The organism is uncultured Aquabacterium sp. (assembly GCF_913773725.1).
Classification (GTDB): domain Bacteria; phylum Pseudomonadota; class Gammaproteobacteria; order Burkholderiales; family Burkholderiaceae_C; genus Aquabacterium.
Genome location: NZ_CAJYGK010000161.1, coordinates 97,286 through 116,171 on the forward strand (window position 1 = coordinate 97,286; position 18,886 = coordinate 116,171).

Here is an 18,886-nt window from a genome sequence, read left to right on the forward strand (position 1 = left end):
AACTCCCGCAACTTGATGTGCTTTTCGCGAACAGCGTGGGTGCCGCTGCGGCTCCCTTTGCTCATTGTCCGAAAATGAGAATCAGTTGCGTTTTTAGTTAGCAACGTACAAAACCCGTTCAAACACGGGGGTGTACCCCGCATAATCGGTTGACTAAATCAGGCGATCGGTGAGAGCGGTCATGAGTCAAAAGACGTCATCTCGAGGAAACATCTGGGATTTCCGCCGTGGCATAGCCACAGCGCGGGTGTTGACGCAAGTGGGGTTCGACCACGGCGTGAGCGTCGATGCCATGCTTCAGCACACGGGGATCACCCGGGCCGTGCTGGACGATCCGGGCAGCGAGATCGAGGCCTTGCAGGAGGTCCAGCTGATCCGCAACCTGATCACCGAGCTGCCGCACCTGCCCACGCTGGGCCTGATCGCCGGCACGCGTTACCACGTGACCACCTACGGGCTGTGGGGCTTCGCCCTGCTGAGCAGCCCGACGCTGGGTGCGGCCGTGAGCATGGGTTCGCGCATGCTGAACCACACGTTCGCGCTGACCACGAACACGGTGGAGCAGCTGGACAGCGTGGTGAACATCACCTACCAGAGCGACCACCTGCCGCCGGACGTGCGGCAGTTCATCGTCGACCGCGACCGTGCCGCCGCCGTGACGCTGCAGCGCGAGATCATGGGTCGCCCCCTGCCCTACAACCGCGTCGAGATGCGGCGGCCCGAGCCTTCGCCCGAGGTGGCGGCGGCCTACACCGAGCTGTTCGGCATCCGCCCCTTGTTCGGCCAGGCCCGCGAGGCTGGCAGCTTCGACGCCAGCCACCTGCACATGCCGCTGCCGCAGGCCGACGCCCACACCATGCAGCTGTGCGAGCAGATGTGCCGCCGCCTGGTGGATGCGCGCAAGGCCCGCACGGGCGTGGCCGCCGCGGTGCGCAACCGCCTGATGCGCACGCCGGGCCACATCCCCGACATGGAGGAGATTGCGGCCGAGATGCGCATGACCTCGCGCACGCTGCGCCGGCATCTGACGGCCGAGGGGGCCACGTTCCGCACGCTGCTGGAAGAGGTGCGCTCGACCCTGGCCGAGGAGCTGATGGCCAGCGCCACGCTGACGCACGGCGAGATTGCCGAGCGGCTGGGCTATGCGGATGTCACGACCTTCATCGAGGCCTTCCGGCGCTGGAAGGGCGTGGCGCCCAGCACGTTCCGGCGGGAACAGGGCTTGCCACCGCCGTCGAGCGGGCAGTTGCGGCGGCGGTTCATTCCGCGCTGAGGGGCGGCGATTTCGCCCCAAGGCGAGAGATAGCGCACGTTTTGCCGGCGATGTCCGGCTTTCTGCGCCCCTGCGAACAGCCTAGACTGCCCCGGTAGACAGGAAAGCCGACCATGAGCATCGCTCCCCAGCTGCGCAACCTGAACATCGATCTGCCGGCGTGCCCGAACACGCTGGTGAAGCTGTCCTTGCTGATGGCCGACGACGAGAGTTCGGTCGACCAGCTGGCAGGGCTGATCGAGACGGACATGGCCTTGTCGTCTGCGGTGGTGCGCACGGTGAACTCGGCGCTGTTCGGCCTGCTCAAGCGGGTGGAGACGGTGCACGAGGCGATCCGCTACCTGGGCATGGCGCAGGTGGCCGGCCTGACCTACGAGATCGGCCTGCGCGGGGCGTTTCCGCCCAGCCCGACGCTGCAACGCATCTGGGATCGCGCGGGGGTGCGTGGCTTGGCCATGAGCCGCATTGCGCGCCAGCTGGACGTGGACCCGTGGCTGGCGCATACCGCCGGCCTGTTTGCCGAATCGGGCCGCGCGGTGCTGTACGTGTACGACAGCACGCGCTACACCGAGCTGGAAACGCAGGCGGAGAACGAAGACGAGGCGCTGTTGTGCGCCGCCGAGATCGAGGCCTTCGGCGTGAGCCATTCGGCGCTGGGCGCCGCGATGGTGCAGTCGTGGGGCCTGTCGCGGGATGTGGCCGACACGGTGCGCGCTCGCCCGCACACACCCAGTCAGTGGACGCAGGAGCGGCCGACGGTGCAGCGGCTGCTGACGATCGACGCGGCCGTGGACAACCTGCTGCTGAACCCGGCACGGATGCAGTCGACCGAGGCGGTGTGGGCCGAGCTGGAGCCGGTGGCGGCCCAGGTGGGCCTGCATTTCCAGGCGTTTCAGCTGGCCACGATGCGGGTGTGCGAACGCCTGAACATGCAGCAGGGCTAGGCCACGGCCACTCGGCGCAGCCAGCGGGCCCCGGCTTCGACGCTGTCGATCACAGGCACGGAAGGCACGGGCGCCAGGCGGCTGGCCCAGCCTCCCAGGGCGGCGCCACCCAGGATGACGGCATCCAGGGGCCGCGCCCGATGGGCTTGCGCCGCCACGACATCGACGCACGCGGAAGACAGCTCGGCCAGGGCCTGATCGGGCGCGGCCCGCAGGGCGCCGCCGGAGGCCGCCACGGTGTGCACCGCCATCAGGCCGCGTGGGGTCTGCTCGCCATGCAGGCGCAGGCCGCGGGCCAGGCGTTCGAGCATCGGGCCCCAGGCCGCTCCCCCGGTCACGATGGCAAAGGGGCCGATGGCTTCGGCCTCGCGCATGGCGGCTTCGGCCAGGCCCATGACGGGCACGCCGGCCACCTCGCGCAGCGCCCACACGCCCGGATCCCCGAAACACGCCACGAGCACGGCCAACGGCCGGCCGTGCTGCTGCACGTGGGCATGCCAGGCATCAAGCACGGCATGGGCGGCGATCAGGTAGGTCTGTTCGCTGGCGATGTAGTCAGCCCCGAACGGCGCGGTGGCGCCCCGCACGGCCACACCCGTGTCCTGAAACGAAGGGGCCACCAGGGCCACGAGTTCGTCCGTCAGGTCGGCGCGCGTGTTGGGGTTGAGGAGCAGGACGTGCATGGGGTGGCGGCTCAGGCCGGGCTGGCCGGGCCGCGGGGACGACGCCCGCGGCGAGGGGTGGTCAGGGCATCGAACACATCGGGTTGCGCGGGCTCGGGCTGGTTGAAGCACAGGCCGGCTTCGATGTGGGCAAGGTGGTCGGTCATGAGGCGCACGGCGTGGTCGGTGGCCTCGGCCGCATTACCCTGGGCCGCGCGCAGCGCCGACAGCAGGCCGCGGTGTTCGTCGCAGCGGCAGGCCTGCACCCAGCGCACGGGCGTGGCGCTGGCGGGCGGGCGGCTGCGCTCGACCGGGGCGTAGCTCATGAGGATCAGGCTGGTGCGCGACACCAGCTTGTGCAGGAAGCGGGCAAAGGTCTGGTGGCCGGCGGCATCGGCCAGCAGCAGGTGGAAGCGGCCGGACTGGCGCAGCGCCATGGCATGGTCACCGCGCTGGCGGGCGTCTTCTTCGGCTTCGATGCAGGCGGCCAAGGCCTTGAGCGCCTGGGTGCGGGCGCGGCCGGCGGTGTGCTCGATGAAGCGGCGCACCAGCAGGGCCTCGACCACGCTGCGGGCTTCGAACACCTCGCGTGCTTCGGTGACGGTGGGCTCGGCAATGCTGGCGCCCTTGTTGGGCTGGATGGTGACGACCTGCTCTTGCGCCAGGCGGATCAGCACCTGGCGGATGCGGGTGCGCGACACGCCGAAGGCCTGGCCGAGCTTGTCTTCCACCAGTTTGGTGCCAGGCAGCAGGCGCTGATCGACGATGGCCTCGATCAGGCGTTCGTAGATGTCGTCATCGGACAGCGTGGCGGCGGTGGCTGGCACGGAATCGTCGTCGGGCGCGGTCATGGCGGGGCTCCGGTCGGGCGGTTGCAGTGTCGGTCAGGTGGCGCGGGTGCGGCGGCGCATCAGGGCCACGCCGGCCAGCGCCACGAAGATCACCAGCAGCGAGGTGACGGTGGTGAGCGTGCCCAGCGCGTAGATGGACGGGGTGGTGACGGTGGTGGTCAGGCCCTGCAGTTCGAGCGGCAGGGTGTTGAGGTCGCCGATGGCCTGGGAGGACCGGGCGATTTCGTCCCAGCTGAGGGTGAAGCCGAACATGCCGACGCCCACGAGCGAAGGCCCGATCAGCGGCAGCACGACGTGGCGCAGCGTCTGCCAGGGGGTGGCACCCAGGTCGCGAGCGGCTTCTTCGTAGGCCGGGTTGAAGCGGTTGAAGACGGCGAACATGATGAGCATGCCGAAGGGCAGCGTCCAGGTCAGGTGCGCGCCCAGGCCCGAGGTGTACAGGCCCATGAGGGTGGTGTAGGCCTCGAGGGCGTCCGTCCATTCCCACTGCTCGAGCAGGCCCTTGACGAGGGTGTCGAACAGGCGGAACTGCAGGCCGATGCCCAGGGAGATGATGATGCTGGGCATGATGAGGCTGGCCACCGAGCTGTAGAACAGCACGCCGCTGCCTTTGAAGCCCTTGCGGAAGGCCAGGCCCGCCATCAGCGAGATCAGCACCGTGAGGGCCATGACGACGGCGCCCAGCGCCAGCGAACGCTGCACGGCCGCGCCGATGTCGACCACGCCCAGGCCCTTGAACAGCTCTTCATACCAGTGCAGCGACAGGCCGCGCATGGGAAAGGTCAGGCCGCCTTCGGGGCCCTGGAAGCTGAGCACGAAGATGGTGATGACGGGGCCATAGAGGAAGAGCACATAGAGCCCGAAGACCAGGGCCAGAGGCCAGAAGCCGCGTTTGTTCATGTCAGAGTTCCTTGCGCAGGTCGACCAGGCGGTTGAGCGCGGCGATGATGAGCAGCACCACGCCCAGCAGCACGACAGCATTGGCCGCGGCCAGCGGGAACTGCAGGTACGAGGTCTGCACCTGGATGGTCTTGCCGACCGAGGCAATCTGCTGGCCGCCCATGACGCCCACGGTGACGAAATCGCCCATCACCAGGGTGATGACGAAGATGGAGCCGATCAGGATGCCGGTGCGGCACAGGGGCACGATGACGTGCCACAGCGTCTGCCAGGCGCTGGCGCCGCAGTCGTCGGCGGCTTCGATCAGCGCGCGGTCGATCTTCATCATCGAGTTGAAGATGGGCACCATCATGAAAGTGGTGTTGAGGTGCACGAAGGCGAGCACCACCGAGAAATCGGAATACAGCAGCCACTCGATGGGCTGGTTGATGAGGCCCAGGTCCATCAGCGTGGTGTTGACCCAGCCGTGGCGGCCCAGCAGCGGGATCCACGAGATCATGCGGATGACGTTGGACGTCCAGAACGGGATGGTCATGACGGTGAAGAGCACCGTCTGCGCGGCCACGCTGGGCACGTGGAAGGCGACGAAGTAGGCCAGCGTGAAACCCAGCACCAGCGTGATGGCCCACACGAGCGCGCAGAACTTCAGCGTGGACAGGTAGGTCTTGACGGTGGTGCACAGCTCGCCATCGGGAGGGTTGAAGCAGCCATCGAACAGCGCCGTGTAGTTGGCCAGGGTGAAGCCGGGCTCGAGCGTGTACTCGTTCTGCGGCCAGAAGCTCACGGCGGCCACCAGCAGCAGCGGCATCACGAAAAAGACCAGGAAGACCACGCCCATGGGCGTGGCCTGCAGCCAGGAAGGAAGTGCTTTCATGCTGGGGCCTCGTGCAAGCAAGGCCCACGCCGCCAGGACGTGAGCACCTGCTCAGGTTTCTCAGAACGCGTGGGTGATGCCGGCGGTGAGGACCGTCTGGCTCTGGCCGGCCTTGCCCGCGAAACCACGCCCTTGCGTGACGAAGGCGAAATCGGCGTTGCCCGAGTTGTTCAGGAAGATCACGTTGGCGTTCAGCGTGGTGCGCTTGGACAGGGCATAGGCGCCGCGGGCACGGAAGAAGGCGGTGTCGTCGTCGCTGTCCTTCTTGTCGTACTTCACGTAGTCCAGGCTGAGGGAGGCCTGGGCGCTGAGCGGCACGTCCACCCCGAAATCGACGACGTTGGCCTTGTAGGTGCCCGCCGCGGTGACGTCCTTCACATCGGCTGTGGCCACGCCCACCCGGGCCTTGACCGCGCCGAACTGGTAGGACGCGCCCAGCGCGTACATGGTGGTGGCGCCGACACCGGCCGTGGGACTCTTGGCCGAGTACGCCACGCCGCCGACACCGACCGGGCCTTCGGCGTAGTTGAGGGCCGCCTGGAAGGTCTGCCCGGCGGAGGTGCGGCCGGCCTGCTCGCCCAGGCCGTAGAACAGGCCGGCTTCGACGCCGCCGATCTTGGGCGTGGTGTACTTGATGGCGTTGTTGGTCAGGTCGGACAGGGGGCCGAAGCCGCCCAGCAGGAAAGCCGAGTAGAAGCCGAAGGCAAAGTAGTTGCCCATGTAGTCGTCGGCCACGTTCCACTGTCGGCCCACGCGCACGCTGCCGAAATCACCGGCCAGGCCCACGTAAGAACCGCGGTTGAAGAAGGTAGTGCCGCCGTTGCCGGCGGTGCCGGTGTCGGGGCGCACGCTGGACTCGAGCCCGAACTGGGCCTTGAGGCCGCCGCCCAGGTCTTCGCTGCCCTTGAAGCCGATGCGCGAGTTGACGATGGCGTTGTCATCGACCTTGACGACCGAGCCGGTACTGGTGCCGTTGTAGACGTGGGTGGCACTGACCACGTCGAGGCCGATGGCCCCGTAGACGGTGACGCTGGACTGGGCCTGGGCGACGCCGGCCAGCGCCAGCAGGGCCACGGTGAGACCGGACAGACGGAATGGGGTGTGGGACATGAACAGGTACTCCGGGTGAATCAAGCTGCGACGAATTCGTTCCATTTGCTGACCATGTACGTGTTCTCGTCCATGATCGCGTTCCAGCAGGCGATGCCGCCCATGCGCTGCTCGTAGCTGCCGCCATCGCGCACCTCGCCCTTCTTGGCGAGCACCTGGCCGGTGGGCGACTTGATGTCCTGCGCGGCGGGCTTGCCTTCCATCCAGTAAGCCCACTCGTAGGCTTCCATCCTGGCCTTGGCGGTGTCGAGCACGGCGCTGTAGTAGCCCTGGCGGTTCAGGTAGGCGCCGGCCCAGCCATCGAGGAACCAGTTGATGAATTCGTAGGCGGCATCGAGCTTCTTGCCCGACAGCGTGGCCGGGATGCCGAAGCCGGCGGCCCAGGCGCGGTAGCCTTCCTTGAGCGGCTGGAAGGTGCAGGCGATGCCCTTGGTGCGCACCGCCGTGACGGCGGGCGACCACATCGACTGGATCACGACCTCGCCCGACGACATCAGGTTGACGGACTCGTTGAAGTCCTTCCACAGGCTGCGGAACTGGCCGGCACGCTTGGCTTCGATCAGGGTCTTGATCGTCAGGTCGATCTCGGCCTTGGTCATGTTGCCCTTGTCGGGGTACTTGTACAGGCCCATGGCCTCGACCACCATGGCCGCGTCCATGATGCCGATGGACGGGATGTTGAGGATGGCGGCCTTGCCCTTGAACTCGGGGTTGAGCAGTTCCTTCCAGCTGGTGATGGGCCGCTTGATGAGGTCGGGCCGGATGCCCAGCGTGTCGGCGTTGTACACGGTGGGGATCAGCGTCATGAACTGCGTCGGGGCCTTGGCGAAGGCCTTGCTCTTCTCGCCTTCCAGGAACATGACCTTCTTGGGCGCCGTGCCCTGGTCGCCGACCTTCTTGCCGTTGACCTCGCCACGGGTGAACAGCGGGGTGATCTTGTCGGCGTGCTTGATGCGCTTGACGTCGATGCCCTTCAGGTTGCCGGTGGGGATGATCTTCTTGAGGCTGAAGTACTCGGTGTCGATCAGATCGAAGCTGTTGGGCGCGGTGACGGCGCGCTTGGTGACGTCGTCGGTGGTGACGGGGATGTACTGGATCTTGATGCCGGTGTCCGCCGCGAACTTCTCGGCAATGGCCTTGTCCTGGTTGACCGCGGTGCCCAGGTAGCGCAGCGTGATCGGGTCGGCCGCGTGGATGGCCGGGGCCCAGCCGCTGGCGAGGATGCCGCCGGCGCCGAGCAGGCCGCTCTTGAGCACGGTGCGGCGCGACAGGCCACAGGGAGACGCGTCGCTCGCCAGGGGGGTGCTGGGCGCGAGCGGCGCGCTCTGGCAGGCTTGGTCTTCGGGATCACGGGACATGGTGGGCTCTCCAGGTTGGGTTGACAGGAAAAGGGATCCCCGCAGGCTCAGCACATGAGCCTGTTCGGTGGTGAAGATCGGGTTGGGGGGCGCTTCAGGCCGCGAGGCGGTGCAGATCGGCTTCGGCCCAGTGCACGCGGGCGCGTTCGCCGGGCTGCCAGGCTCGGGCGGCGTAGTCGGCTTCGCCCAGCACGACGTTGAGCTCGCCCTCACCGGGCAGCGCATCGCCCTTGAGCGTGACGAGCACGTAGGTGCCCTGGTATTCGACGCCGGTGACGGTGGCGCCCAGGCCCCCTGCCCCGCCGGCCTCGTCCAGCAGGCGGGTCTTGTCGGTGCGCACGGCGACCTTGGCCTGGTCCAGCGGCAGCACGTTGTGCCCACCGATGAAACGGGCCACGAACTCGGTGCGCGGCGCATTGAAGACCTCGCGCGGGCTGCCATCCTGTTCGATGCGGCCGGCGTTCATCACCACGATCTGGTCGGCCAGGGCCATGGCCTCTTCCTGCGAGTGGGTGACGTGGATGAAGGTCATGCCCAGGCTCTTCTGCCAGGCCTTGAGTTCGGCCCGCATGCGGATGCGCAGAAAGGGGTCGAGCGCCGAGAGCGGTTCGTCGAGCAGCAGCACACGCGGCTCGGTGATGAGGGCGCGGGCCAGCGCCACGCGCTGCTGCTGGCCGCCGGACATCTCGGCCGGCTTGCGCGCGGCCAGGTGCTGCAGCGACACACGCTCGAGCAGGTCCATCGCGCGCTGCTGGCGGGTGGCCTTGTCCACACCGCGCATCTTCAGGCTGAAGGCCACGTTGTCGAGCGCACTGAGGTGCGGGAATAGCGCGTAGCTCTGGAACATCATGGCCGTGCCGCGCGCCGAGGCCGGCAGGTTGGTGATGTTGCGGCCACCCAGGATGATGTCGCCGGCGCTGGCGCCTTCATGGCCGGCAATCATGCGCAGCGTGGTCGTCTTGCCGCAACCCGACGGGCCGAGCAGGCAGCAGTAGTGGCCCGCCGCGATGTGGAGGTCGATGCCTTGCACGGCGACCGGCGCATCGGGACCCTCGCCATAGCGCTTGACCAGCTGCACCAGTTCAAGGTCGGGCTGGCTGGCCATGGTGGCCAGACGCTGGTCGTGCAAGGAAGGGGAAGACATGGTGGAGGCCTCGGCAGGATGCGGCAGACGGCTTCACATAGCGCAAAGGCCGTGCCAGCGAGTTTTGGCCGCAGAACCCCGCTGATCCGGCCTTCTTGAGCGCGCAAGCGCCTGGGCTTGGTGCGCCACGCACCAGATTGCATACAAAACCTGCACCAGATTGCATACAAAAAGCGCACCGTTTTGCATACATCAAGGGCACTTTCCTCCTCCCGAGGTGGGCCCGCCATCACCCGAATGGATGAAACGGAACGCGACAGTCGGGATGGGTGGGGCCTCTGGTTTGCGCTATACCCGGCTTGCCGCCTGGCGGAAAAGTCGCCCGGCCTCAACACGATAAAGAAACAAGGAGTGCTTCCATGTCCATCCGCCTGCCTGCGGTCGCCCCGCTGGTCTTGTCCATCGGCCTTGCCGCGGCCCTGCCCGCGCTGGCCGCCAGCCCTGAGGTGCTGCGCGCGAGCGCGGCCCTCACCGACCTGCAATTGACCGTGCGCAGCCTGGCCGACCTGTCGCCCCAGCCGGGCGTGGTGGCAGGCGGGTTCACGCTGAGCGTCTTCGACAACGATCCGGCCGTGCCCACCTGGTCGGACAGCCTGCTGCCGGCCAGCCCGCTGAGCTACGCAGGAAGCCAGGGCCACGTCGAGGTCGGCCCCGACGGGATCCGCGCCGAGACGGCTGCCTCGCTGGACGACGTGGTGGGGACGCCCGGCGGCCTGCATTTCAGCAGCTCGCCCGTGGTGGGGCCCGACGTCTGGTCGCTGATGGACCGCCCGCACGTCATGGTGGCCGCCGGTTCACTGGTGACCCTGTCCGGCGTGCTGACCGTGAGCTACACGCTGGACGCGCAGCCGGTGGCGGACTGGGCCGCCGCGCAGGGCAATGTGCTGGACTGGCAGCTGGCCTTCGGGGCAGACCGCCTGTTGTTCAGCATGAACTGGTCGGCCTTCTCGGCGGATTCGGATGTGTTCAATGCCTCGGCCACGGTGGACCTGACCACGCCGTACAACCTGGTGGGCAGCACCGATCCGAGCCTGTCGTTCAGCACGACCATGGTCAAGCCATTCAACCTGACGTTGGTCAACACGACCGACCAGGAGGTGGCCGTGATGCTGGACATGGGGGTGGCCGCGCGGACCACCACGTCGTTCTACGTGACGCTGGACACGCCGCCTGCCGTGCCCGAGCCGGCCACCTGGGTCCTGATGCTCGCCGGGGTGGCCGGGCTGGGCTGGCGCGCGTCATCCCGACGCGCGCGACTTGCGCTTACTGCTTGATCGCTTCGATCTGGATGACAAGCTTGACGTCGTCCGGGATGTTGGGCACGCCATAGCTCATGCCGTAGGCGCTGCGCTGGATGGTGGTGACGAAGTCGCCACCGCACACCTCGCGCTGGATGCGCGGGTTCTGGTAGCAGCCATAGCCTTCGGCCTTCAGCGTGACGGGCTGGCTCTTGCCCAGCAGCGTCAGGGTGCCTTCCACGGCCGTCACCTTCTCACCGTCGAACACCAGCTTGTCGCTCTTGAACGTGGCGGTGGGGAAGGCTTCGCTGTTGAAGAAGTCCTTGCTCTTGAGGTGGCCGTCGAACGGGCCCACGCCGGTGCTGATCGAGCCGGTTTCGATCGTGATGTCGACCGAACCCTTCTTGGCTTCCTTGTCCAGCACGATGGTGCCGCTCTTCTTGTCGAAGCGGCCGCGGGCGGTGGAGGTGCCGAAGTGCTTGGCCTCGAACGTGACGAAGGTGTGCGTCGGGTCGATGTTGTAGGTGGCGGGGGCAGCGTGGGCCACGGAGGTCAGCACAGCGGCCGCAGCGGCCAGGGTCGAGAGGGCAAGACGGGTCATGCAGGGCTCCTGAAATGGGGTGCGCAGGGCACCGTTGAACAAAAGGGTTGAGTGAAGCTTGGGGGGGCGGTTCAAAGGGCGGGAACGCCCTTGAGCGCCAGCTTGAACTTGACCTGGACTTCGTTGGCGACGATGGACGGATCGCCCCAGTCGCCGCCGCCCACGTTGAAGTCCAGGCGCTTGAGGGTGAAGCCGCCCGCGGCCGTGGTCACGCCGGCGGCCTGCGTCAGCTGCACGGGCACGACCAGGTCACGGGCCTGTCCCTTGATGGTGAGCTTGCCCGCCACGTCGAAGCGGCCCGGGCCGGTGGGCTTGATGGCCGACGACTGGAACGTGGCCTTGGGGAACTTGACCGTGTTGAACCAGTCCGGCTTGGCCAGTTCGGCATCGGTTTCGGCGTTGATGGCCACGCTGCCCAAGTCGATCGTGAACGCGACCTGGCTGGCCTGCGGGGCCTTGGGGTTGAAATTGCTCTGAACGCTGAAGGCCTTGAAGCGGCCGTTGAGCGGCACGCCCAGCTGCTTGGCCACGAAGGTGACCTCACTCTGGGCAGGCACCAGGGTCTGGGCTGCGGGGGCGGCCGCGGCGTTCTGGGCCTGGGCAGGCACAGCGGCGGCGAACAGCGCCATGGCGGCCACGGCGGCCGGTGCCAGAAGGCGTCCACGCAGGCGGAGGGAGGCAGACATCGGTCGGATTCCTTTCGAGGGACGGAAGCGGGGGATCAGGCGCGGCCGGGACGCATGCGGTCCAGCAGGCCATCGCGGTCGATGAACTGGTGCTTGAGCGCGGCGGCCACGTGCACGGCCACGAGGCCGATCAGGCCCCAGGCGGCCAGGGCATGCAGGGGCTTGAGCACCGCGGCCAGGTCGTCGCTGACAGGCACCCAGTCGGGCAGCGGCAGCACGCCGAACCACACGATGGGAAAGCCCTTGGCCGAGCTGTAGGCCCAGCCCAGCAGGGGCACAGCGAAGAACAGCAGGTACATCAGGTGGTGGGTGCCGTGGTGGGCCGCACGCTGCCAGCGCGGCATGGCGGCTTCGATGCGGGCCGGCAAGGCCGGCGGGCGGTGCGTGAGGCGCCACAGCAGGCGCAGCACCGACAGCGCCAGAATGGTCACGCCCGCCCACTTGTGCCAGTTGATGAGCTTGAGCTTGGCCGGTGAGAACGGCAGGTCATCCACATACAGCCCCACCGCGAAGGCGCCCAGGATGCCGATGGCGAGCAGCCAGTGCAGCGCGATGGCGGTCAGGGTGTAGCGGCGGGTGGCCTGGGACATGGGTGAACTCCGGTTTGCGAGGGTCTGATGGCAGTGTGCCCGCCGTGTCGTGAAATCGGTTGAGGCTGGTTCACGCCTCGTTTCAGGAAATTTGAACAGTGGGGCACACCCTGGGGCGATTCTGCGTATGACCCGTTAAAGCTTGGGTGGTTTCGTCCGAAACCTCCGATGTACCACCCTGGCTTTTCGGCCAGCTTCGCCATGCACGGCATCATCGACCTCATTCTCGGCACGGACCCCAAGCAGCGGCTGCGGATCAAGCGCTCGCTGATGGCGGCCAACGTGTTCGTGGCCTGCATCGGCCTGCAGGTCTACGCGTGCCTGGTCGGCCTGATGAACCGCGACGAGGCCCAGGCTCTGTCGACGCTGATCGTGGCCAACATCGCCTTCTGGTACGCCCTGCTGCGCTCGGGTCTGAACCTGCGCTGCAACGACCCGGCCCTGACGCTGCCGCAGATCATGGCGGCCCTCACCATCATCGTGGGCGCCTATGCCACCACCGGCGCCGCCCACGGGGCCGTGATGATGCTGCTGACCCTGGTGCTGGTGTTCGGCATCTTCAACCTCAAACCGCAGGCGGCCCGGCTGGCCAGCGGCTACACGGTGGTGCTGATGGGGCTGGCCATTGCCTACAAGGTGAACACCGACCCGGGGCTCTACCCGCTGCGCCTGGAGTTCGTGCACTTTGCACTGGTGGTGGCCATCGTGCCGACGATCTCGACGCTGGCCGCACAGCTCAGCAGCATGCGCGCCCGCCTGCAGACACAGAAGAACGAGCTGGCCCATGCGCTGACCCGCATCCAGATCCTGGCCACGCGCGACGAGCTGACCGGGCTGGTGAACCGTCGGCACATGATCGAGGTGATCAACCAGCATCAGAAGCGCCTGCAGCGCTCGGGGCACCACCGCTTCTGCCTGGCGCTGCTCGACATCGACCATTTCAAGCGGATCAACGACGCCCATGGCCATGGCGTGGGCGACGAGGTGTTGCGCGGCTTCGCGCAGACGGCCCAGCAGGCACTGCGGGAAACCGATGTGCTGGCGCGCTGGGGTGGCGAGGAGTTTCTGGTGCTGCTCAATGACACGACGCAGGAGCAGGCGCTCGCCGGTCTGGAGCGCATCCGCGAGGCGGTGACTGGCACCACGATCTCGCCCTCGGTACCTGAGCTGAAGCTCACGTTTTCCGCGGGGCTGACGCCGTATGTCGACGACGAGCCGCTGGACCAGTGCGTGGACCGCGCCGACCGCGCGCTCTACGCTGCCAAAGCGGGCGGCCGCAATTGCACCGTGGTGCACGAGGGTCCGCCGCGCACCATCCACGCCCTGCACCGTGCAGGCGCAGAGCGAGGCTGAGCGACCATGCGAAAAGGTTGGCGGGCCCTCAACGACCTCGTGCTCGGCGCCGATCGCCGGGTGCGCGAGCGCGTGCGGCTGTCGATGATCGCCGTGTGGGGCTACAGCGTGAGCTCGGTGCTGCTGGTCTATGCCATGCACATCGGCCTGGTGGAGCGGGGGCCGGGCGAAGCATTGATGGCCTACATGTGGATCGGCATGTCGACCTTTTACCTGCTGGTGCGCAGCAACTGGTCGAGCCGGATGGGCAGCCCCGGGATGGACCTGCCGCAGTGTCTGTATGCGCTGGGCGCCATCCTGTTTGCCTATGCCATCACCGGGCCGGTGCGCAGTTCGGTGTTGATGATGATTGCGCTGGTGCTGGTGTTCGGGATGTTCACGCTGTCGGCACGGCAGGTGTTCGTGATGGGTGCGGCCACGGTGCTGGGCCTGGGCGGCGTGATGGCGGCCATGGTCCACATCGACCCGGTGACCTTCGACCCGCGGCTGGAGCTGATCAAGTTCGTGCTGGCCGCCAGCACGCTGCCGGCCGTGTCGGCGGTGGCCTTCTACGTGGCCCAGGTGCGGGCCCGGCTGGTGCAGCAGAAGGCGGAGCTGCGCCACGCGCTGGACCTGTTGCAGGAGATCGCCACGCGCGACGAGCTCACGGGCCTGGTCAACCGGCGGCACATGCTCGCGCTGATCGACAAGGAAATGCAGCGCCAGCAGCGCACGGGCGAAGGCTTCTGCCTGGCGCTGATGGACCTGGACCACTTCAAGCGCATCAACGACCAGCACGGCCACCAGGCCGGTGACGCCGCGCTGCGGCACTTTGCCGAGACGGCCCGCCAGGTGCTGCGCCAGACGGACACCCTGGCCCGGTGGGGCGGCGAGGAGTTCCTGCTGATGCTGCCCAGTCCGGAGCCCGGCCCGGTCGGCGCCGAGCTGGCGCTGGCCCGTATCCGAGATGAGCTGCAGGCTCGGCCCGTGAGCGACATCGGGCTGAAGCTCGGGTTTTCTGCCGGGGTGACCGAGCACCCGGCCGGCGAGCCGCTGGATGCCACGCTGGAGCGTGCGGACAAGGCCCTGTACGCTGCCAAGGCCGCGGGCCGGCAGCGCACCGAGGTGCTGCCGGCCACGTCGCGTCAGCCCCGGGAGCGCCCTCTGGCAGAGCAGCCGCATCTGTGAGACAGTGCGGGCATCACACCGGACGGGAGCCGCCACCTTCCCGCCCCCGTGGATGCAATGGAGGACGCGGCGCAGCCAGCACCCAGATGCGGCAGGCCGTGCGAGGTGGCGCCCCGTCTTGATCGATTGCCGTCATGCTGTCCCCCAGCGTCGTCCCTCTTGTGCATGAGGGCGACCGCGCGCCCGCAACGGATCCCTACCGCCAGGTCTTCGAGGCCGCCGGCGTCGGCATTGCCCGGGTGGCACCCAGCGGCCGCGTGCTGGAAGGCAACCAGCGGTTTGCCGAGATCGTCGGCCGACCGCAGGAGGCGCTCGTCGGGCTGAACGTGCTGGACCTCACCCATCCGGAGGACCATGCCGTCACCGCCGCCGAGATCGAGGCCACGCTGTACGGCCAGCGGCCGCGCTACACCCTGGAGAAACGCTACATCCGGCCCGATGGCACCGTGGTGTGGGTGCATGTGAGCACGGTGCTGATGCGCGACACGCGGGGCGAGCCCACCGAGTTCGTCTCGGTGATCGAGGACATCACCGAACGGCGGCAGCTGCAGGAGGCGATGAACAGCGCCCGCGCCGCCGAGCGCGCCAGCCAGGCCAAGACGGAGTTCCTGTCCCGCATGAGTCACGAGCTGCGCACCCCGCTGAACGCGATGCTGGGCTTTGCGCAGCTGCTGCGGGTCGACCCCCGCCACCCGCTGAACGAGACGCAGCAGCGCAGCGTGCAGCACATCGAACGGGCCGGCGCCCACCTGCTGGCCATGCTGACCGATGTGCTCGATCTGTCGCGCATCGAAGCGGGCAGCATGCCCATGCAGATCGGGCCGGTGTCGGTGCAGCAGACCCAGGACGAGGCCGCCGCCATGGTCAGCAATCAGGCGGCAGCCAGTGAGCTCACGTTGACCGTGGCGCCGCCGGTGGGCCCGCTGTATGTGCGCGCCGACCACGTACGGCTGCGGCAGATCCTGGTGAACCTGCTGTCCAACGCGATCAAGTACAACCGCCAGGGTGGCCGGGTGCAGCTGGAAGCCATGGCCGTGGGCGACGAGGTGGTGCTGACCGTGATGGACACGGGGCGTGGCCTGCATGCCGATCAGCTGGCCCACCTGTTCGAGCCGTTCAACCGCCTCGGGGCGGAGCGCACGGGGGTAGAGGGCACGGGCATTGGCCTGGTGATCGTGCGGCGCCTGCTGGAGCTGATGCAGGGCCGCATCGAAGTCAGCAGCCGGCCGGGTGAAGGCAGCATCTTCCGGGTCTGGTTGCCGGCTGCCGCCGCGCCAGGCCAGGATGACGAGCCCGGCGGCCGCTCGGGCTTCGGCACCCTGGACGGCCAGGACGACGCCCACAGCGGCGCACTCACCGTGCTGTACGCCGAGGACAACGTGGTCAACGTCGAACTGGTCCGCCAGGTGCTGCGGATGCGCCCGCAATGGCACCTGGAGGTGGCGCGCTGCGGCCGCGAGGCCATCGAGATGGCACTGTCCCACCCACCCCAGCTGATGCTGCTGGACATGCACCTGGGCGACATGAGCGGGCTGGACGTGGCCGATGCCCTGGCCAGCCACGCCACGCTGGCCTGCGTGCCGTGTGTGGCGCTGTCGGCCGATGCGATGCCCGACCAGATCAGCGAGGCACGCCGGCGCGGCTTTGTCGATTACCTGACCAAGCCGCTGGACGTGGGCCGGCTGCTGCGCCTGCTCGACCAGCTGGCCGTGGGGCAGCACCTGCCCTGAACCGCCGGCCGGAGCCGGGCCTGCAAGGCCCGGACCGTGTCAGAGGGGAAGCTCGGTGAAGAAGCGACCGCCGTGGTAGACCAGCGGGGCCACGCCCACGCGACGGTGGCAGTGTTCCACCTGGCCGACGAAGATGACGTGGTCACCGGCGTCATGGCAGCCGTGGTGACGGCATTCGAACGTGGCCACAGCCCCTTCGATCAGCGGGGCGCCGGTGAGTCCAGCCCGCCACGGCGTGCCCTCGAATCGGTCGATGCCCTTGCGCGCGAACCGTTCGGCCAGCACGCGCTGGTCGGCCGCCAGCACATTGATGGCGTAGTGCGAGGCGCGCTGGAAGCCGGGCATCGAGGTCGACTGGCGCGACAGGCTCCACAGCACCAGCGGCGGCGTCAGCGACACCGAGTTGAAGGAGTTGGCCGTCAGTCCGATCAGCTGGCCCTGCGGGTCGCGGGCGGTGACGATGGTGACCCCGGTGGTGAACTGGCCCAGTGCAGCACGGAACTCCTCCGGGGTGAACGGCAGCGGGAGCGAGGCGGAGGAGGAAGCGGAAGGCGTCGACATGGTGGCGGGGCTGGCAAGCTGCCAGTGTAGTGGGCCCGGGCTGCCCTCAGTGCGCGGCAGGCTGTTGCCGCGGCGCGCCGGCTGCGGGGCCCATGCGGTAGATCCACACGGGCCGTGAGCCCGCTGCGCCTTCCAGCCGGGCGTGGGGCGTCCACCGCTGGCCGGCGTCGTCACGCGCTTCGAACTCCAGGCTCACGAGCCAGCTGCCCGGGCGCATTTCGGCCGCGGCCTTGGCCATCGCGCGGGGCATGCTCTCCGGCCGCTGGAACAGGTAGACGAGCGCGCAGTCGGCCCAGCTGTCGGCCCACATGTCGCCCCGGCGCACACGGGCCAGCCCACGGCAGCGCCAGGCGGCCACGGCCCACCACAGCCAGCTCCACTCCACCCCTTCCAGGCGGGCCTGGGGATAGGCCGCGCGCAGTTCATGCAGGGCATCGCCCAGGCCGCAGCCCGCATCCAGCACGCGGCCGGCCGGGTCGGACAGGGGCGCGTGGACGGGCAGCCACTGCAGGGCGCCCTGCGGGGTGGGAAACACAGGCGCATCGCGCCAGGCGTTGAGCGGGTAGGCCAGCAGCAGCACGGCCAGGGGCAGCAGCCACAACCAGCCCGGCAGACCGGCACCCTGCCCCAGCGCCACGACGCTCAGCGGAAAGCCGGCCGCCACGAACACCCGGCGCCACGGTGTGGCGGCCACGAACGGCAGCAACGCCGCACAGGCCGCAGCCGCGGCCGGCAAGGCCAGCACCGCCCACAGCGGTGCGCCGGCCGCCTTGAGCATCACCGACAGGGCCCAGGCGGCGCCCCACGTGAGCAGCGCCGGCACAGGCCATGTCATCAACCGGGCGAGCACGGTCAGCGCAGCCTCAGGCTTCGCGGGCCGGGGGCGCGGCGGCGCGCAGCTTGTCGATCAGGCCGTTGAGCTCATCCAGGCTGCCGAAGGCGATGGTGACCTCGCCCTGCTCACCGCGCTTGGTGCGCTTCTTGACGTGGATCTGCACCGCGGCAGTCAGCAGGTCGGACAGCTCTTCTTCCAGACGCAGCACGTCACGCGACTTCTCGCCCTTGACGCGCAGCAGCGGCGTCTGACGGCCGGCCGAGCCCTGCACCTTGGCGACCAGCTTTTCGGCCTCGCGCACATTGAGCTTCTTGGCGACCACCTCGTTGGCAGTCGTGATCTGCAGCGCCTTGTCCAGCGGCAGCAGCGCCCGCGCGTGGCCCATGTCGATGTCGCCGGCCATCAGCATGGACTGCACCGGCTCGGCCAGGTTCAGCAGGCGCAGCAGGTTGGAGGCGGCGCTGCGCGAGCGGCCCACGGCCTGCGCCGCCTGTTCGTGCGTGAGGCCGAATTCGGCCGTCAGGCGCTGCAGGCCCTGGGCCTCTTCCAGCGGGTTGAGGTCTTCGCGCTGGATGTTCTCGATCAGCGCCATCGCGGCGGCGGCCTCGTCGGGCACGGGCTTGACCAGCACCGGCACCTCGTCGAGCCCGGCCAGCTTGGCCGCGCGCGAGCGGCGTTCACCGGCAATGATCTCGTAGCGGCCCTCGCCCACCGGACGCACCAGGATGGGCTGCATGATGCCCTGCGACTTGATGCTCTCGGCCAGCTCGTACAGCGAGCCCTCGTCCATGCGCGTGCGCGGCTGGTACTTGCCGGGCTGCAGCAGCGCGAGCTTGAGCACCGAGGGCTGGCCCTCGGCCGCCGGAGTGGCCGGGATGTCGCTGACTTTGGGGCCCAGCAGGGCCTCCAGGCCCATGCCCAGGCCTTTGGATTTCTTGGTCGCCATGGGCAGGATTGTCCCCTGTTTCACGCTCGCCCGCCCCGGGGGCGGCAGAGTCACATGGGGAGA

Annotated in this window: 19 protein-coding genes; 6 read left to right on the forward strand and 13 right to left on the reverse strand. The window is 68.3% G+C overall.

Annotation, left to right across the window (positions count from 1 at the left end; genetic code table 11):
• Positions 1-277: 277 nt before the first annotated feature.
• Positions 278-1,273: an AraC family transcriptional regulator gene (locus tag QZ709_RS21025; protein WP_294639501.1), complete on the forward strand. Its 996-nt coding sequence runs from the start codon at positions 278-280 to the stop codon at positions 1,271-1,273.
• 113 nt (positions 1,274-1,386) lie between these two features.
• On the forward strand, positions 1,387-2,217 hold the full coding sequence (locus QZ709_RS21030; RefSeq protein WP_294639502.1) for an HDOD domain-containing protein: 831 nt from the start codon (positions 1,387-1,389) through the stop codon (positions 2,215-2,217).
• On the opposite strand, the gene QZ709_RS21035 is transcribed toward QZ709_RS21030, so the two are convergent.
• The 7 genes from QZ709_RS21035 to QZ709_RS21065 form a co-directional block, all read right to left on the reverse strand.
• Entirely contained in the window at positions 2,214-2,900 is a 687-nt protein-coding gene (locus QZ709_RS21035; protein WP_294639503.1) for an aspartate/glutamate racemase family protein, read from the reverse strand. The genes QZ709_RS21030 and QZ709_RS21035 overlap by 4 nt on opposite strands.
• 11 nt (positions 2,901-2,911) lie before the next feature.
• Complete coding sequence (locus tag QZ709_RS21040) at positions 2,912-3,730, reverse strand: GntR family transcriptional regulator (protein WP_294639504.1); 819 nt, start codon at positions 3,728-3,730, stop codon at positions 2,912-2,914.
• 33 nt (positions 3,731-3,763) lie between these two features.
• Positions 3,764-4,630 (reverse strand): ABC transporter permease, encoded by an 867-nt coding sequence (locus QZ709_RS21045; RefSeq protein ID WP_294639505.1) that lies wholly within the window; start codon positions 4,628-4,630, stop codon positions 3,764-3,766.
• Between the two features lies 1 nt (position 4,631).
• The gene (locus tag QZ709_RS21050; RefSeq protein ID WP_294639506.1) at positions 4,632-5,504 is read right to left on the reverse strand and encodes an ABC transporter permease; all 873 of its coding nucleotides are present in this window, start codon (positions 5,502-5,504) and stop codon (positions 4,632-4,634) included.
• 60 nt (positions 5,505-5,564) lie between these two features.
• The gene (locus QZ709_RS21055) at positions 5,565-6,614 is read right to left on the reverse strand and encodes a porin (protein WP_294639507.1); all 1,050 of its coding nucleotides are present in this window, start codon (positions 6,612-6,614) and stop codon (positions 5,565-5,567) included.
• A gap of 20 nt (positions 6,615-6,634) precedes the next feature.
• On the reverse strand, positions 6,635-7,972 hold the full coding sequence (locus QZ709_RS21060) for a PotD/PotF family extracellular solute-binding protein (RefSeq protein ID WP_294639508.1): 1,338 nt from the start codon (positions 7,970-7,972) through the stop codon (positions 6,635-6,637).
• A 94-nt stretch (positions 7,973-8,066) separates the two neighbouring features.
• Positions 8,067-9,116 carry an ABC transporter ATP-binding protein gene (locus tag QZ709_RS21065; RefSeq protein WP_294639509.1) on the reverse strand — a complete coding sequence of 350 codons (1,050 nt, stop codon included), beginning with the start codon at positions 9,114-9,116 and terminating at the stop codon, positions 8,067-8,069.
• Between the two features lie 359 nt (positions 9,117-9,475).
• Here QZ709_RS21065 and QZ709_RS21070 point away from each other — a divergent pair, with 359 nt between their 5' ends.
• Complete coding sequence (locus QZ709_RS21070) at positions 9,476-10,390, forward strand: PEP-CTERM sorting domain-containing protein (protein ID WP_294639510.1); 915 nt, start codon at positions 9,476-9,478, stop codon at positions 10,388-10,390.
• On the opposite strand, the gene QZ709_RS21075 is transcribed toward QZ709_RS21070, so the two are convergent.
• The 3 genes from QZ709_RS21075 to QZ709_RS21085 all read right to left on the reverse strand — a co-directional run bounded on the left by QZ709_RS21075 (position 10,380) and on the right by QZ709_RS21085 (position 12,231).
• Positions 10,380-10,955, reverse strand: coding sequence for a YceI family protein (locus QZ709_RS21075; protein ID WP_294639511.1), 576 nt, complete (start codon positions 10,953-10,955; stop codon positions 10,380-10,382). The genes QZ709_RS21070 and QZ709_RS21075 overlap by 11 nt on opposite strands.
• A gap of 71 nt (positions 10,956-11,026) precedes the next feature.
• Positions 11,027-11,641 carry a YceI family protein gene (locus QZ709_RS21080; protein ID WP_294639512.1) on the reverse strand — a complete coding sequence of 205 codons (615 nt, stop codon included), beginning with the start codon at positions 11,639-11,641 and terminating at the stop codon, positions 11,027-11,029.
• Between the two features lie 35 nt (positions 11,642-11,676).
• On the reverse strand, positions 11,677-12,231 hold the full coding sequence (locus QZ709_RS21085; protein WP_294639513.1) for a cytochrome b: 555 nt from the start codon (positions 12,229-12,231) through the stop codon (positions 11,677-11,679).
• Between the two features lie 168 nt (positions 12,232-12,399).
• Here QZ709_RS21085 and QZ709_RS21090 point away from each other — a divergent pair, with 168 nt between their 5' ends.
• The 3 genes from QZ709_RS21090 to QZ709_RS21100 all read left to right on the forward strand — a co-directional run bounded on the left by QZ709_RS21090 (position 12,400) and on the right by QZ709_RS21100 (position 16,481).
• Entirely contained in the window at positions 12,400-13,584 is a 1,185-nt protein-coding gene (locus tag QZ709_RS21090) for a diguanylate cyclase (RefSeq protein ID WP_294639514.1), read from the forward strand.
• Positions 13,585-13,590: 6 nt separating this feature from the next.
• Positions 13,591-14,751: a GGDEF domain-containing protein gene (locus QZ709_RS21095; protein ID WP_294639515.1), complete on the forward strand. Its 1,161-nt coding sequence runs from the start codon at positions 13,591-13,593 to the stop codon at positions 14,749-14,751.
• 134 nt (positions 14,752-14,885) lie between these two features.
• Positions 14,886-16,481: a PAS domain-containing hybrid sensor histidine kinase/response regulator gene (locus QZ709_RS21100; protein ID WP_294639516.1), complete on the forward strand. Its 1,596-nt coding sequence runs from the start codon at positions 14,886-14,888 to the stop codon at positions 16,479-16,481.
• A gap of 39 nt (positions 16,482-16,520) precedes the next feature.
• Here QZ709_RS21100 and QZ709_RS21105 read toward each other — a convergent pair whose 3' ends face one another.
• Genes QZ709_RS21105 through QZ709_RS21115 form a run of 3 tightly spaced genes read right to left on the reverse strand, consistent with a single transcriptional unit; the run spans position 16,521 to position 18,823 of the window.
• Positions 16,521-17,042: a flavin reductase family protein gene (locus QZ709_RS21105; protein ID WP_294639517.1), complete on the reverse strand. Its 522-nt coding sequence runs from the start codon at positions 17,040-17,042 to the stop codon at positions 16,521-16,523.
• A 46-nt stretch (positions 17,043-17,088) separates the two neighbouring features.
• Entirely contained in the window at positions 17,089-17,877 is a 789-nt protein-coding gene (locus QZ709_RS21110) for a trans-aconitate 2-methyltransferase (RefSeq protein WP_294639518.1), read from the reverse strand.
• A gap of 28 nt (positions 17,878-17,905) precedes the next feature.
• Positions 17,906-18,823, reverse strand: coding sequence for a ParB/RepB/Spo0J family partition protein (locus QZ709_RS21115; protein ID WP_294639519.1), 918 nt, complete (start codon positions 18,821-18,823; stop codon positions 17,906-17,908).
• Positions 18,824-18,886: the final 63 nt, after the last annotated feature.